The 14,473-nt window shown below is 71.4% G+C and carries 12 protein-coding genes; 10 read left to right on the forward strand and 2 right to left on the reverse strand.

The annotated features are described in order from the left end of the window. Window positions 1-45 precede the first annotated feature (45 nt). From KBX34_RS13470 to KBX34_RS13495, 6 genes are all read left to right on the forward strand, one after another. Entirely contained in the window at window positions 46-588 is a 543-nt protein-coding gene (locus KBX34_RS13470; protein WP_088951173.1) for a hypothetical protein, read from the forward strand. Further along, window positions 579-1,310, forward strand: coding sequence for a hypothetical protein (locus KBX34_RS13475; RefSeq protein WP_210925193.1), 732 nt, complete (start codon window positions 579-581; stop codon window positions 1,308-1,310). Before KBX34_RS13470 ends, KBX34_RS13475 begins: the two co-directional genes overlap by 10 nt. Window positions 1,311-1,751: 441 nt before the next feature. Next, window positions 1,752-4,595, forward strand: a complete 2,844-nt coding sequence (gene topA / locus KBX34_RS13480) for a type I DNA topoisomerase (RefSeq protein ID WP_210925195.1) — start codon at window positions 1,752-1,754, stop codon at window positions 4,593-4,595. Window positions 4,596-4,851: 256 nt separating this feature from the next. Next, entirely contained in the window at window positions 4,852-5,481 is a 630-nt protein-coding gene (locus KBX34_RS13485) for a TetR/AcrR family transcriptional regulator (RefSeq protein ID WP_210925197.1), read from the forward strand. 6 nt (window positions 5,482-5,487) lie between these two features. Continuing rightward, complete coding sequence (locus tag KBX34_RS13490; RefSeq protein WP_210925199.1) at window positions 5,488-5,787, forward strand: antibiotic biosynthesis monooxygenase; 300 nt, start codon at window positions 5,488-5,490, stop codon at window positions 5,785-5,787. A gap of 31 nt (window positions 5,788-5,818) precedes the next feature. After that, window positions 5,819-6,919: an SGNH/GDSL hydrolase family protein gene (locus KBX34_RS13495; protein WP_210925202.1), complete on the forward strand. Its 1,101-nt coding sequence runs from the start codon at window positions 5,819-5,821 to the stop codon at window positions 6,917-6,919. 15 nt (window positions 6,920-6,934) lie between these two features. On the opposite strand, the gene KBX34_RS13500 is transcribed toward KBX34_RS13495, so the two are convergent. Further along, window positions 6,935-8,251 carry a D-arabinono-1,4-lactone oxidase gene (locus KBX34_RS13500; protein WP_210925204.1) on the reverse strand — a complete coding sequence of 439 codons (1,317 nt, stop codon included), beginning with the start codon at window positions 8,249-8,251 and terminating at the stop codon, window positions 6,935-6,937. A 226-nt stretch (window positions 8,252-8,477) separates the two neighbouring features. On the opposite strand from KBX34_RS13500, the gene KBX34_RS13505 reads away from it, so the two are divergent. Beyond that, entirely contained in the window at window positions 8,478-9,083 is a 606-nt protein-coding gene (locus KBX34_RS13505) for a TetR/AcrR family transcriptional regulator (protein WP_088951177.1), read from the forward strand. Between the two features lie 32 nt (window positions 9,084-9,115). Here the strand turns inward: KBX34_RS13505 and KBX34_RS13510 are convergent, their stop codons facing one another. Continuing rightward, window positions 9,116-10,324: an amino acid deaminase/aldolase gene (locus KBX34_RS13510; RefSeq protein ID WP_210925206.1), complete on the reverse strand. Its 1,209-nt coding sequence runs from the start codon at window positions 10,322-10,324 to the stop codon at window positions 9,116-9,118. Between the two features lie 308 nt (window positions 10,325-10,632). Here KBX34_RS13510 and tmk point away from each other — a divergent pair, with 308 nt between their 5' ends. The 3 genes from tmk (at window position 10,633) to KBX34_RS13525 (ending at window position 14,472) form a co-directional block, all read left to right on the forward strand. Next, window positions 10,633-12,732 (forward strand): dTMP kinase, encoded by a 2,100-nt coding sequence (tmk, locus tag KBX34_RS13515; RefSeq protein WP_088952150.1) that lies wholly within the window; start codon window positions 10,633-10,635, stop codon window positions 12,730-12,732. Then, entirely contained in the window at window positions 12,732-13,997 is a 1,266-nt protein-coding gene (locus KBX34_RS13520; RefSeq protein ID WP_099849981.1) for a DNA polymerase III subunit delta', read from the forward strand. The genes tmk and KBX34_RS13520 overlap by 1 nt, the downstream gene beginning before the upstream one ends. A gap of 145 nt (window positions 13,998-14,142) precedes the next feature. Beyond that, window positions 14,143-14,472, forward strand: coding sequence for a YbaB/EbfC family nucleoid-associated protein (locus tag KBX34_RS13525; RefSeq protein WP_007454690.1), 330 nt, complete (start codon window positions 14,143-14,145; stop codon window positions 14,470-14,472). Window position 14,473: the final 1 nt, after the last annotated feature.

The following is a 14,473-nucleotide window of genomic DNA, read 5'->3' on the forward strand; positions in this document are numbered from 1 at the left end:
TCCGGACCGGTGCCACACCTGGCCAAAGGCCGTACGCTGCAACGCATGCGTACGTGCCGGGCGTCTGCCGCCGGAAAGCTCACGGTGGTCCTGGCCACGATCGTCGTCGTGCTCGCCGGTTGCGGCGGGGGTCCCAGCCCGCGGGCCTGGGCGGCCTCGGTCTGCGGCGCGCTCACCCCGTGGCGTTCCGAGATCAGCAAGTTGACCAGCAGCACCGACGAGCAGATGACCGCGCAGACCACGCCGGCGCAGGCCAAGGAGAACCTGGTGCGGCTCTTCGGTGGGGCCGAGAAGGCCAGCGAGACCGCCCGCCGCAAGGTGGAGCAGGCGGGCGTCCCGGAGACCGACAACGGCGAGGCGATCTCCGCCGGTTTCCGCAGCTCACTGGGGAAGATGCGGGACGCCTACGGCCGCGCCCGGGACACCATCGACGGGTTGGGCACCGGCGAGCCGACCGCCTTTTACGACGGCGTGCGGGCCGCGGTGGAGACCCTCAACAAGGAGTACGACGCCAGCGCGCTGGACACCAGCAAGCTCAACTCCGAGGAGTTGAAACAAGCCTTCGACGAGGTGCCGGAGTGTCGCTGAGCGGGCTCGGTGACACCGGGAAGGCAGAGCCGCCCCCGGCGCTGTTTCCCGCGCCCGAGTCGGACGCGCCCGCACCCGCGCGGCGGCGCGGCGGCCAGCCCCAGAATGGTCCACCCCGCAACGGCTCAGCTCAGGGTGACGACGCGGGGCGACAACTTGTCTTCTTCGGCGCGGAGGCGGCCGAGCCGACGGTCGCCGACCTGGCCGGGTTGCTCGCCGGACCGGGCGAGGTGGTCCGGATGGGGGGCACCGCCCGTCTCTCGGTGCAGGTGGACGCCGCGTGGCGGGTGCACGTGCTCGTCGCCGAACTGGCGTCGCGCGGGCTCGCGGCGAGCTGGGAGCCGACCGAGGGCGAGCGACACGCCGTCCGTACGTCGTACACCCGGGTGTTGAAACCGCTCGCGGCTGCGTGGCTGCACAGTTCGGCGAAACGCCCGCCGGCCACCTTCCATCTGACCGGCCGGCGGCTGCGGCTGTGGCTCGCCGCCGCCGGGACGCCGGAGCCTCCGGATGCCTGTCTGCTGCGGCTCGGCGCGAACGACCAGGAGTGCTGGGAGCCGATCGGGGTGGCGCTCGCCGCCGCCGGGCTCGCCGGCACGCTCCTGAGCCCGAACGAGGGTGGCCCCGCCTACCGGATCACCGGCCGCCGCCGGCTCGCCCGGCTGGCCGAGCTGGTCGGCGAGGCCCCCAAAGCGGCACCGCCAGAAGCCTGGCCGTCCTAACCCCGCCCTGCCCCGCCCCGTCGATCTTGGAGTGGTGGTGGTGGACGTACTTCTCGTCCGGGGTTAAAACGCCCACCACAAGTCCATGATCGATGGGGGCGGGGCGTGGGCGGGGCGTGCACTTCCGGTGTCCGGTCCCGGACAGCTGGCGGGTTGATCCAGGCGGAAAACGGGCGGGTCGGACCTCCGCCGTCAGTCCGCCATCGTCACAGTGACCCGCTTCGAGCCCTACCCACGGTGTACGGTGGCGCCGTCCGGCAGTGCCGAACGCGGCGAGGCGGCGTCCACCGCCGCGTTGAAGCGGATTGCGGCCCGCGAAACCCGAAACGCGGGCGGCGCGTTACGTTGGACATCCGGACCGCCGGTGCGACGGCGGGGGTCGAAAGCGGTCGCTGTCCGGGCGCCGGAAGGCCACGAGCAGGAGTGAGGTCGGGGAGAGACGTGCCAAGCGAAGCTGGAACCACCCGTCTGGTCATCGTCGAGTCACCGGCGAAGGCCAAGACGATCTCGGGCTACCTTGGCCCGGGGTACGTCGTGGAGGCCAGCTTCGGTCACGTCCGCGACCTGCCGCGCAACGCCGCCGATGTGCCGGCCAAATACAAGAAGGAGCCCTGGGCCCGTCTCGGGGTGGACGTGGACAACGGCTTCCAGGCGCTCTACGTCGTCTCCGCCGATCGCAGGCAGCAGATCAGCAAGCTGGTGAAGCTGGCCAAGGAAGTCGACGAGATCTTCCTGGCGACGGATGAGGACCGCGAGGGCGAGGCGATCGCCTGGCACCTGGTCGAGACGCTCAAGCCCAAGGTCCCGGTCAAGCGGATGGTCTTCCACGAGATCACCAAGCCGGCGATCCAGGCGGCCGTGGCCAACCCCCGGGAGATCGACCGCGACCTGGTCGACGCCCAGGAGGCCCGGCGGATCCTCGACCGGCTGTACGGCTACGAGGTCTCCCCGGTGCTGTGGAAGAAGGTCATGCCGAGGCTCTCGGCCGGCCGGGTGCAGTCCGTGGCGACCCGCATCGTGGTCGAGCGGGAGCGGCAGCGGATGGCTTTCCGCACCGCCGAATACTGGGACATCCTGGCCACCCTCGCCGTGGCCAACGTCGGCGAGGGCCCGCGCGCCTTCAACGCCACCCTGATTGCGTTGAACGGCGACCGGATCGCCACCGGTAAGGACTTCGAGCCGACCACCGGTCGGGTCCGGGCCGGCGCCGGGGTGGTCCACCTCGACGAGAGTGGTGCCCGGGGTCTCGCGGCCCGACTCGACGGACGGCCGTTCACCGTCACCCGGGTCGAGGAGAAGCCCTACCGTCGCCGCCCGTACGCGCCGTTCATCACCTCGACCCTCCAGCAGGAGGCGGCCCGCAAGCTGCGCCTGTCCTCGCAGCAGACGATGCGCACCGCGCAGCGGCTGTACGAGAACGGCTACATCACCTATATGCGTACCGACTCGGTGAACCTGTCGGAGACCGCCATCTCGGCGGCCCGCCGGCAGATCGTCGAGCTGTACGGCGAGCGCAGTGTGCCGCCGGAGCCGCGTCGCTACACCGGCAAGGTGAAGAACGCGCAGGAGGCACACGAGGCGATCCGCCCGGCGGGGGACAACTTCCGCACCCCGGGTGAGGTGGCCAAGGAGCTGTCGACCGAGGAGTTCAAGCTCTACGAGCTGATCTGGCGGCGGACGATCGCCTCGCAGATGACCGACGCGGTCGGCTCCAGCGTCTCGGTGCGGATCCGGGCGGTCTCCACCTCCCAGGAGGAAGCCGACTTCGGCGCGACCGGCAAGACGATCACGGACCCGGGCTTCCTGCGCGCGTACGTCGAGTCCAGCGACGACGAGAACGCCGAGGCCGAGGACGCCGAGCGCCGGCTGCCGACCCTGGTCAAGGACCAGCCGCTGACCGCCGACGAGCTGGCCGCGCAGGGCCACCACACCCAGCCGCCGTCGCGCTACACCGAAGCGTCGCTGGTCAAGGCCCTGGAAGAGCTGGGCATCGGCCGCCCGTCGACCTACGCGTCGATCATGCAGACGATCCAGGACCGGGGGTACGTCACCAAGCGCGGCCAGGCGATGATCCCGACCTTCCTGGCCTTCGCGGTGATCGGGCTGATGGAGCGGCACTACCCCCGCCTCATCGACTACGACTTCACCGCCACCATGGAAAACGAGCTGGACGAGATCGCCGGCGGTGACCACGCCGCTGTCGACTTCCTCACCGCGTTCTACTTCGGCAGCTCCAACGGTGCCGGCGACCAGGACATCGCCCGCTCCGGTGGGCTCAAGAAGCTGGTCACCGAGAACCTCAGCGACATCGACGCCCGCAGCGTCAACTCCATCCCGCTCTTCACCGACGACGACGGCCGCGAGGTCGTGGTGCGCGTCGGCCGGTACGGGCCGTACCTGCAACGGGAACTGCCCGGCGGCGAGCAGCCGGCACCGGCTGGCGAGGGCGAGGAGGGCGGCTCCCAGGGTGACCGGGCGCCGATCCCGGAGGGCCTGGCCCCGGACGAGCTGACGCCGGAGAAGGTGCACGAGCTGTTCCTCGGCGGCAGCGGCGAGCGCAAGCTCGGCGACGACCCGGCGACCGGCGAGCCGATCGTGCTCAAGTCCGGCCGGTTCGGCCCGTACGTGTCCAGCGGTGAGCGGAAGTCGTCGCTCCTGCGGACGCAGACGCCGGACTCGCTGACCCTGGAGGAGGCGCTCAAGCTGCTCAGCCTTCCCCGGCTGATCGGTGTCGCGCCGGACGGCGTCGAGGTCTTCGCCAACAACGGCCGCTACGGCCCGTACGTCAAGCAGGGTGAGGAGTTCCGTTCGCTGGACTCCGAGGACAAGATGTTCACCGTCACGCTGGACGAGGCGCTGGCTCTGCTGGCCGCCCCGAAGGCACGTGGACGGCGGGCGGCGGCACCGCCACTGCGCGAGATGGGCGTGGACCCGGCGACCGAGAAGCCGATGGTGATCAAGGACGGTCGGTTCGGCCCGTACGTCACCGACGGGGAGTTCAACGCGTCGCTGCGGCGCGGGCAGACTCCCGAGGCGCTGACCATCGAGGAAGCATCCGAGATGCTGGCCGAGAAGCGGGCGAAGGGCCCGGCGCCGAAGAAGAAGGCGGCGGCGAAGAAGGCCCCCGCCAAGAAGGCCACGGCGACGAAGAAGACGGCTGCTGCCAGCAAGTCGACGGCCGCGAAGAAGACCACGACGGCGAAGGCGACGACCACCAAGGCGGCGGCCAAGAAGGCCCCGGCGAAGAAGGCCGCCCCGCGCAAGGCGGCCACCAGCACGGAGTGACCCCGCGCCACGAGATCAGGTGAAACGGCTCCCCGGAAGGGGGGCCGTTTTCCTTTTCCGCTCGACGCCGACGGTCGCCGGGCAACCCTGCCCCGGTGATCGTCACGGTTTCCGGGAACTCGCGGCATCCCGCCCTCGCTGACAGCCCGGTTGCAGGGATCTGGAGTTGATCGCCAACCCCGACCAGCGCGGTGCTTCGCATCACAAGCCGAGGTAACGGCTACTCGTTGAACCGGTACCGTCGTACCGTATAACCATGCCGATCACCCGCAGGAGGCGCGCGGGCGGAGAGAAGCGGACCGCCGTTCTCGACGCCGTGGCAGCCGTGCTCGCTGCCCGTGGATACGAGAACACGCGGTTCGCGGACGTGTCGGCGGCCGGCGGGGTCGCGATCAGCACCCTTCAGACCTACTTCGGTTCGCGCGAGGACATGGTCATCGAGGCCATGCAGGTGTTCACCGACCGGGAGGTGGATGCCCTGAAAGAGGTGTCCGCCGCCGAAGCCGACCCGTGGCGACGGCTGGTCGCGCTGGTGGACCGGAGTCTGCACAACTCGGAGAGCACCAGACAGGTTCTGGTCGAATTCTGGCGATCCGCGATGCGCGACGACGAACTCCGCGCCTACAGCGCCAAAGTGCAGGCGCGTTACCGGGCGCCTTTCCTTGCCGCCGTGCGCGAGGGCGCCGAGCGGGGTGCGTTCACGCCGACCCACGATGCCGAGGCGGTGACGGATCTCCTGCTCTCGGCCCTGGCCGGTCTGATCATCTTTCGCGCCCAGCGTGATCCCACGCCGCCACCCGCGGAATTCCGCGACGTCCTGCTGACCCAGCTCGGGCTGATGCTGGGCGTTCAGGCCTCCACAGAGCCCCACAGTCGAACGGATTGAGGAACGATGACCACCGTCGAGATCACCCGTTTCCGGGCGCCCGCAGAGCACGCTGACGCGCTGCTGGCCGCGCGGCCGGCGATGCTGCGCGACTTCGAGACCGACCGTGCCGGCTTCCTCGGCGCGCGACTGATCCGGCTGACGCACGACGAGTGGCTGGACATCGTCTTCTGGGCATCGCCCCAGGACTTCGCCGAGTCTCGGCGTCGTGGTGGGGACCGGCCCGGCATCCAGGCGTTCTTCGCGCTGATCGACGCGGTGATCAGCACCGAGGAGGGCACCACGACCGACGCGGTGGGCGGGTGATGCAACGGTGCGAGCGGTGGATGGAATGCCCATGATCTGGACAGCCGGCTTCCGTACCGCGGTGATCAGCCCTCACGAACAGCTCCAGTTCAGCGAACCCCGTGGCTTCGCCGACCAGACCGTTCGTCAGGTGCTGCACCTGGCCGGCGGCGGAGCAGCGGTCCGCGTACGGCTGACGAACCGCTTCGGTCACACCCCGATGACGGTCGGAGCGGCGGCGGTGGCCGTCGGTCACCAGCAGGCCGCGCTCACCTTCGGCGGCGCCGAGCGCTGCGTCATCCCCGCGGGCGAAGAGGTCGCCTCGGACCCGGTCGACCTCCCCGTCACGGCCGGTGCGGATCTGGTCCTGTGCCTCTACTTCCCCGAGAAGACCGGGCTGGTCACCCACTCCCACAAACCAGCGGAAGTCGCTCGCATCGCCGACGGCAACCGGGTCACCTCTCCCGGGCTCGCCTGGACCGGGCAGGTCGAGGCCAGGTTCGCGGTCACCGGTGTCGACGTGCTCGCCGCACCGGACACCACTGTCGCGGTGGCCTTCGGCGACTCCTGGTTCGAGGGGGTCGGCACCACGACCAGCGCCAACCATCGCTCTGTCGACTTTCTCAACCGGCGGCTCAAGCGCGGCTGGGTCGTCAACCAGGGCATCGCCGGGAACCGCCTGCTGCGTCACGGTGTCGGCGAACACGCGCTGGCACGCTTCGACCGGGACGTCCTCTCGATACCGGCGCTGACCCACGTCCTGGTCCACTTCGGAATCAACGACCTGGGTCTTCCCGGCATGTTGGGCGAACCTCCCGTCACCGCCGACGACCTGGTCGAGGGCTTCCGCGCTCTGGCCGACCGTGCCCACAGCGCCGGCCTGAGGATTCTCGCCGCCACCATCGGTCCGTTCGCGGGTGCCGGCCCCGAGATCAGCACGCCGCAGGGTCTCGCCGTCCGACGCGAGGTGAACGAGTGGATCCGCACGACGGGCACCTTCGACGCCGTCTTCGACGTGGCGCTTGCCGTCGCGGACCCGGACGCCCCCGACCACATCCACCCCGCGCTGGACAGCGGCGACGGCATGCACCTGAACGACAAGGGCGCCGAGGCCATGGCCGCCGCCGTCAACCTGGACGACCTCGCGCTCTAGCGTCCACCGGGTCCGTCAGACTCCGAGGACGTGGGTCAGGTGCGGGTTGGTGAAGACCCGGTGCGGGTCCAGCCGGTCGCGGACGGCCTGGAAATCCGCGAAGCGGGGGTACGCGTCGGCCAGCGAGGCGGCGTCGCGGTAGTGCAGCTTGCCCCAGTGCGGACGACCGCCCAGCTCGGCGGCCACCTTCTCGAAGGCCTGGAAGTACGGCTCGTACGGCATGCCGACGTACTGGTGCACGGCGATGTAGGCGTTGTCCCGCCCGTAGCCGTGGGAGAGCCAGATGTCGTCGGCGGCGGTGAATCGCACCTCCACCGGGAAGAGCACCTTGAACGGCAGCCCGTCCACGATCCGCCGGAGGGCGGCGAGCGCCTCGGGCAGTGCCTCGCGGGGCAGGCTGTATTCCATCTCCACGAAGCGGACCCGGCGCGGGGTGCAGAACACCCGGTCGGAGCGGCCGGTGTAGTGGCGTTCGGTCAGGGCGCGGGCGGAGACCGCGCTGATTCCCGGTGCCAGCGCGGGCATGGCCCGGCCGAGCCGGCAGGCGCCCGCGAAGACGGTGTTGGACAGGAAGTCGTCGTCCAACCAGCCGCGCCAGCGGGGCAGTGGTCGGTCGTTGGCGGGGACCCGGTCGTTGGTCTTGACCTGCACCCGGGAGGTGTAGGGGAACCAGTAGAACTCGACGTGGTCGTGCCCGCCGATCAGGGTGGGCAGGTCGCCGAGCACGTCGGCCATCTCGGCCGGGCGTTCGTGGGCGTGCAGGACGAAGGCGTCCACGCAGCGCAGGGTGACCTCGACCAGGACGCCGAGCGCGCCGAGTGACACCCGTGCGGCGGCGAGGACGTCGGGGTTCTCGTCGGCGGAGCAGCGCAGCACCTCGCCGGTGCCGGTGACCAGGGTGATCGCCTCGACGAAGGTGGACAGGCACCCGTAGCCGGCGCCGGTGCCGTGGGTGCCCGTGGAGATCGCCCCGGCAACGGTCTGGGCGTCGATGTCCCCGAGGTTGGGCAGCGCGAGGCCGTGCCGGGCGAGCAGGCCGTTGAGCGCGTGCAGAGTCATTCCGGCCGGTACGGTGACCAGTCGGTGGGCGACGTCGACGCTGACGGTGCTGTCCAGCTCGGACAGTTCCATCCGTCGGTCGTCGGCGAGCGCGACCGCGGTGAACGAGTGACCGCTGCCGGTGACCCGGATCCGACCGCCGTCGGCCGCGACCGATCGGACAGCTTCCGCGACCTCGGTCGGCGAGCCTGGGCGCAGGATGGCGGTGGCGCTGCCACGCTGGTTGCCGGCCCAGTTGGACCATTTGGCGGTGAGCGATGCGGTGCCTACCATGCGCGCTCCTCATTCATGAATATGAACTGACTTCATATCAGGAACGTTCTAGCTGGTAAATACCGCAATTGCGATCCGCTCGTTGTACCGGTAGTCACGGACTCGTGACGTGGAGATATGTTCATCCGTCGAAGGGGGGTGGCGCCGAGTGTCCACACCAGCCGCCACGACCGGGCCGCTGCGCCGCGTACCGGTGCAGGGTCGAAGTGTCGCGCGGGTACAGCGCATGTTGGATGCCTGCGCCGAACTCGTCGACGAGGTGGGGTACGAGGGGCTGACCACGACCCTGCTCGCCGAACGAGCCGAAGTGGCGATCGGGTCGGTTTACCAGTTCTTCCCGGACAAACGGGCGATCGTGCAGGCGTTGACCCTGCGCACCATGGAGTCCTACCTCCAGCGCCTCGACGAGCGGTTCGCCTCGGACGAGATGACCCACTGGTGGGACGGCGTCGACGCGGGCATCGACGAGTACATCTCGATGCACCGCACCGTGCCCGGCTTCCGTACCCTGCACTTCGGCGACGTGGTCGACCTGCACCTGCTCGACGAGCAGCGGGACAACAACGGCGTGATCGCCGACCAGTTGGCCCGGGTGCTCACCGAACGTTTCGGGCTCACCGACGTACCGAAGCTGCGCTTCGTCCTGGAGATCGCGGTCGAGGCCGCGGACGCGCTGATCAAGCTCGCGTTCCGGCGCAGGTCCGACGGCGACGAGCGGGTGCTGCTCGAGGCGAAGGCCCTGATCCGGGAGTACCTGCATCGCCAGGTCGACGGCCCGGACAGCGGTCGGGTCGCCGCCGAGCAACCAGTCGAGGTGGCTCAGCCCGCCTGACTCGTGTCGGCCGGCCCGGGGCGGGCGGCAGGTCAGAGGAACGCCTGCCCCTCACCCCGGTAGGTCGGGACGGTCGCCACCACCGCGTCCCCCTCGACCAGGTGCAGCTCGTTGACCCGTTCACACAGCTCACCAGCCTTGGCGTGCCGGAACCACACCCGGTCGCCGACCTGGAGGGTGGCCGCGGCCGCGCCGGACAACGGGGTCTGCACCTCGCCGGCGCCCTCGCTGCCGACCAGCTTGAGCCCGGCCGGCAGCCACGGTCGGGGCAACCGGCTGTCGGCGGCCGGGCCGGAGGCGATCCAGCCGCCGCCGAGCACCGTCGCCAACTCGGGCGTCGGCCGGCGGACCACCGCGCAGGCGAAGAACGCCGCCGGGGTGGGCCGCCAGGCGCGGTATGCGTCGAACAGCGTCGGCCCGTACAGGCCCGATCCCGCGGTGACCTCGGTGACCGCGGGATCGGCGCTGGTCGCCGCCACGCTGCCGGTGCCGCCGCCGTTGACGAACTCCAGGTCGGCGTGCTCGCGTACCGCGGCCACCGCCGCACCCCGGCGGGCCAGCAACTCGCGGTACGACCCGCGCTGGGCCAGCCTGATCGCGCCCGCCAGCAGCGTCTGCCCCGGCGGCGCGTCACCCAGGCCGGCGATCTGCGCCTCGTACGACATGAGCCCGACCAGCCGGAAGCCCGGGCGCCCGGCGACGGTGGCGGCGAGCGCGGCGGCCGCCCGTGCGCTGTGCACCGGTGAGCGGCGGACGCCGACGTGCACCCGCCCGCGCATCGGCCGCCAGGAGGCGTCCAGATCCAGGCAGAGCCGCAGCTCGGCGCGCTGCCCGGGGTCGCGCACGTCGTCGATCAGGTCGAGCTGCCCGGTGCCGTCGATCATCAGGGTGATCGCGGCGGCCAGAGCCGGGTCGGCGGCCAGCTCGGCGAGTGCCGCCCGGTCCACGCTCGGGTACGCGACCAGCACGTCGTCGCTGACACCGGCACGGACCAGCCAGATCGCCTCGGGGAGGGTGAACGCCATCACTCCCCGCCAGCCGGGTCGGGCGAGCGCCCGGTTGATCAACTCTCGGGAGCGGACCGACTTGCTCGCCAGCCGGACCGGTTTGCCGGCGGCGCGGTCGGCCAGGGCGGCCGAGTTGGCGTCGAAGGCAGTGAGATCGACCACCGCGTACGGCGGGTCGAGGTGTGCGGTCGCCCGATCCAGGCGCTCGCGAAGTTTGTCGCTTTCGATGGCCACGTATGCACGCTAACTGTCCGACGAAGAATGCGAAATACCCTCGCGTACGTCCGGGCTGCGGCCGGTACCTCCGGCGGCCTAGGCTCAGCGAGCAGGAGAATGTCGCCCGTGGGGTGGCCCCCCACCGGGTCTAGAGTGTTCCACCGGAGGTGCCCAGCGATGGGCCGGCACGTGGAGGTACGGCCATCGAAAGCCAGAACAGCGGCGAGTCGCCCGGCGTGTCGCGCTCGGGCGACCAGTCGGGCAACGCCGCCAAACAGCCCAACGGCGGTCAGGTTGATCCGTCCGGTTATGCCGCGATCCGCTCCGTGCTGCGCATCCGGCCGTTCCGGCGGCTCTGGATCGTGCTCGGCGCGGCCTCCTTCGGTGACTGGCTCGGCCTGCTGGCCACCGCCCTCTTCGCCGCCTCGCAGGTGCAGGGCAGCACCGCCCAGGGCGCCGCGTTCGGCGGGGTCACCGCGATCCGGCTGCTGCCCGCGCTGGTGCTCGGCCCGGTGGCCGGCGTCTTCGCCGACCGGTTCGACCGGCGCTGGACGATGGTCATCTGTGACCTGCTGCGCTTCGTGCTCTTCGCCTCCATTCCGCTCTACGCCCTCTCCGGCGCCCCGGGCGGCCTGGTGGTCGGCTGGGCGCTGATCGCCACCTTCCTGATCGAGTCGCTCACCCTGCTCTGGATTCCGGCCAAGGAGGCCGCGGTCCCCAACCTGATCCCGCGGTCCCGGCTGGAGGCGGCCAACCAGCTCACCCTGATCACCACGTACGGCCTCACCCCGATCGCCGCCGCCATCGGCCTGGCCGTGCTCGACCGTGGCGTCCGTGGTGCCGTCGGCGGCGACCTGCCCTCCTGGGCCGAGCCGGCCCAGCTCGCGCTCTGGATCAACTCCTTCTCCCGGCTCGCCACCGCACTGGTGGTGGCATTCGGGATCAAGGAGATCAGCGAGGCTCAGCGCGGTGAGGCCGAGCGTTCCGAGCAGAGCATGTTCCGGCAGTTCTCCGAGGGCTGGAAGTACATCGGCGAGACCCCGCTCGTCCGTGGCCTGGTGCTGGGCATCTTCGGCGCGTTCGCCGGTGGCGGCATCGTGGTCGGCACGGCCAAGTTCTTCGCCAACTCGCTGGGCGCTGGCGACGCCGCGTTCTCGCTGCTCTTCGGCGCTATCTTCTTCGGTCTGGCGCTCGGCATCGGGCTCGGCCCGATGGTCGTCAAGGAGATGTCCCGGCGCCGCTGGTTCGGCATGAGCATCGTGCTGGCCAGCGCCGCGGTGATGACCCTCGCCTTCGCCATCCACCTGTCCATGGCGATCGTCGGCGCGGTGCTGGTCGGCGCCGGCGCCGGCATGGCCTTCCTGGCCGGCACCACGCTGCTGGGCGGCGAGGTGGCCGACGAGGTGCGCGGCCGGGTCTTCGCGGTGGTGCAGATTGGCACCCGGCTGGTGCTGATCCTGGCCATCGGGCTGAGCAGCGTGCTGGTCGGCGTCGGCGGCTCCCGCAAGCTGACCATCGCCGACCTCGGCATCTCCGTGTCCTCCACCCGACTGCTGCTGCTCGCCGCCGGTGCCGCCGGCATCTTCGCCGGGATCAGCGCCTTCGGCCAGATGGACGACAAGAAGGGCGTGCCGGTCCTCGCCGACCTCTGGGGATCCATCCGGGGCCGTCCGCTGATGCCGGCCGAGCCGTTCGTCTCCGCCGGGCTCTTCGTGGTCTTCGAGGGTGGCGAGGGCGCGGGCAAGTCCACCCAGCTCACCGCGCTCGCCGAGCGGCTGCGCGGCCACGGACGCGAGGTCGTGGTCACCCGCGAGCCGGGTGCGACCGGCGTCGGCCGACGGATCCGGTCTCTCGTGCTGGACACCTCGGGCGACGACGCGCCGTCACCGCGCGCCGAGGCGCTGCTCTACGCCGCCGACCGGGCACACCACGTGGCCACCGTCGTCCGGCCCGCCCTGGTCCGGGGTGGCGTGGTGATCAGCGACCGGTACGTCGACTCGTCCCTGGCGTACCAGGGCGCGGGGCGGACACTCCCGGTCGACGAGGTGTCCTGGCTTTCCTCGTGGGCCACCGGTGGGCTCAAGCCCGACCTGGTGGTGCTGCTGGACGTCGAGCCGAAGACCGGCCTGTCCCGGGTGGCCTCACGCAACACCGGCACCGACCGGCTGGAGGCCGAGTCGGTCGCCTTCCACGAGCGGGTCCGGTACGCGTTCCTGGACCTCGCCGCCGCCGACCCGAAGCGCTACCTGGTGCTCGACGCGTCCCGGTCGGTCGAGGAGATCAACCGGCAGGTGGTCCGCCGTGTCGAGGAGATGCTCGGCAAGCCGGGTGGCATCGTGCACCCCCGGCCGGCGCAGGGCCCGGACACGTCGGTGCAGCCTGAGTTATCCGACGCGGAGCTGGTGACGATGGAGCACAAGACCTGATGCCGGACGTCTTCGCCGACCTGGTTGGCCAGGACGAGGCGGTCACCGAGCTGCGCCGGGCCGCCGCCGCGGCGGCCGCCGTGCTGCGCGCGGGTGCGGTCGACCGGGCACCGGCGCTGGTCGCCGCAGGCCCGGCCAGCGCTGCCGAGCCCGCGAGCGCGCCCGCCGGGGTGGACCCGTCCACCGGGATGACGCACGCCTGGATCTTCACCGGCCCGCCGGGCTCCGGTCGCTCGGTCGCCGCCCGGGCGTTCGCCGCCGCACTCCAGTGCGTGCACGGCACCGGCTGCGGCGAGTGCCCCGGCTGCCGCACCACGATGGGCGGCACGCACGCCGACGTTCGACTGGTGGTGCCGGAGGGGCTCTCCATCGGCGTCGGTGAGATGCGCGCGCTGGTGCTCCGCGCGGCCAGCACCCCGTCCGGCGGGCGCTGGCAGGTGGTGGTCATCGAGGACGCCGACCGGCTCACCGAGGCCGCCGGCAACGCGCTGCTCAAGGCGATCGAGGAGCCTCCGCCGCGTACGGTCTTCCTGCTCTGCGCCCCGTCCACCCACCCGGACGACATCTCGGTGACCATCCGGTCGCGCTGTCGGGTCGTACCCCTGCGGCAGCCGCCGGCCACCGCGGTGGCCGAGGTGCTGGTCCGTCGGGACGGCATCGCGCCCGACGTGGCGCAGTGGGCAGCGGCGGCCGCGCAGGGGCACGTGGGCCGGGCCCGCCGCCTGGCCCGCGACCCGGAGGCCCGCAAGCGGCGCGAGGCGGTGCTCGCGGTGCCGCGCCGGCTGACCGGTGTCGGCGCGGCGTTCGACGCGGCGTCCGCGCTGATCGAGGCAGCCGAGGCGGAGGCCGAGGCCTCGGTCACCGAATCCGACACGACCGAACGGGCGGCGCTGGAGACCGCGCTCGGCGCGGGCGGCACCGGGCGGGGCGCGTCCGGCGCGATCCGGGGTGCCGCCGGCCAGCTCAAGGAGCTGGAGAAGCGGCAGAAGTCGCGGGCCACCCGGGCCCAGCGGGACGCCCTGGACCGGGCGCTGGTCGACCTGGCGGGCTTCTATCGGGACGCGCTCACCATGGCGCTGCGCGCGCCCGTCGCCCCGGTGCACACCGACACCGCCGCGCTGGCCGGCGCTGGCGCTCAGAAGTGGGACGCCGAGGGGTCGCTGCGGCGGTTGGAGGCCGTGCTCGCCTGCCGAGCGGCGATCGAGGCGAACGTCAAACCGCGGATCGCGGTCGAGGCGATGATGCTCGCCCTCTGGAAGGGCTGACCCGCACCCTCGGAGGCCCTGGTCCCGCTCGCCGGACTGGTCATCCACAGGCATCGACACACGCAATTGCTGTGCGGTACGGTCCGGTGTGCCGTGGTGACGGTGGCAGCACGCTGAGTGAGGGATCACCGGGAGGAGTCGGCCGATGCCGCGGGGGGAGATCGACGAAGCCTGGATCGAGGAGGCGGTGCGGCGCTACCGCCGGATCGAGTCGCTCCAGGCCGAGTTCGACCAGGCGGTGTCCACCGTCGAGGTGACCGTCCGGTCGCCGGACGGTCTGGTCGAGGTGGTGGTCACCGCCGGTGGGCGGATCACCGACGTCCGCTTCCTCGGGCCGCTGCACACCCGCAGCCCTCGGGATGTGGCCGGCTCCGTGCAGGCCGCGGTCACCGCGGCGGCCGATGCCGCCGAGTGGGCCCGGGAAAAGCTGCACAACGAGACGTTCGCCGCCTACCGACCGCTCGCGGGAGCCTGAG

The sequence above is a fragment of the Micromonospora sp. M61 genome, from assembly GCF_018070245.1.
Lineage (GTDB): Bacteria > Actinomycetota > Actinomycetes > Mycobacteriales > Micromonosporaceae > Micromonospora > Micromonospora zamorensis.

What these genes read in the sequence shown, in the direction of transcription:
- KBX34_RS13495 (WP_210925202.1), top strand. Translation starts at nt 5,819, where the DNA reads ATGATCTGGACAGCCGGCTTCCGTACCGCGGTGATCAGCCCTCACGAA.
- KBX34_RS13490 (WP_210925199.1), top strand. Translation starts at nt 5,488, where the DNA reads ATGACCACCGTCGAGATCACCCGTTTCCGGGCGCCCGCAGAGCACGCT.
- KBX34_RS13500 (WP_210925204.1), bottom strand. Translation starts at nt 8,251, where the DNA reads ATGGTAGGCACCGCATCGCTCACCGCCAAATGGTCCAACTGGGCCGGC.
- KBX34_RS13470 (WP_088951173.1), top strand. Translation starts at nt 46, where the DNA reads ATGCGTACGTGCCGGGCGTCTGCCGCCGGAAAGCTCACGGTGGTCCTG.
- KBX34_RS13485 (WP_210925197.1), top strand. Translation starts at nt 4,852, where the DNA reads ATGCCGATCACCCGCAGGAGGCGCGCGGGCGGAGAGAAGCGGACCGCC.
- KBX34_RS13525 (WP_007454690.1), top strand. Translation starts at nt 14,143, where the DNA reads ATGCCGCGGGGGGAGATCGACGAAGCCTGGATCGAGGAGGCGGTGCGG.
- KBX34_RS13520 (WP_099849981.1), top strand. Translation starts at nt 12,732, where the DNA reads ATGCCGGACGTCTTCGCCGACCTGGTTGGCCAGGACGAGGCGGTCACC.
- KBX34_RS13505 (WP_088951177.1), top strand. Translation starts at nt 8,478, where the DNA reads ATGTTGGATGCCTGCGCCGAACTCGTCGACGAGGTGGGGTACGAGGGG.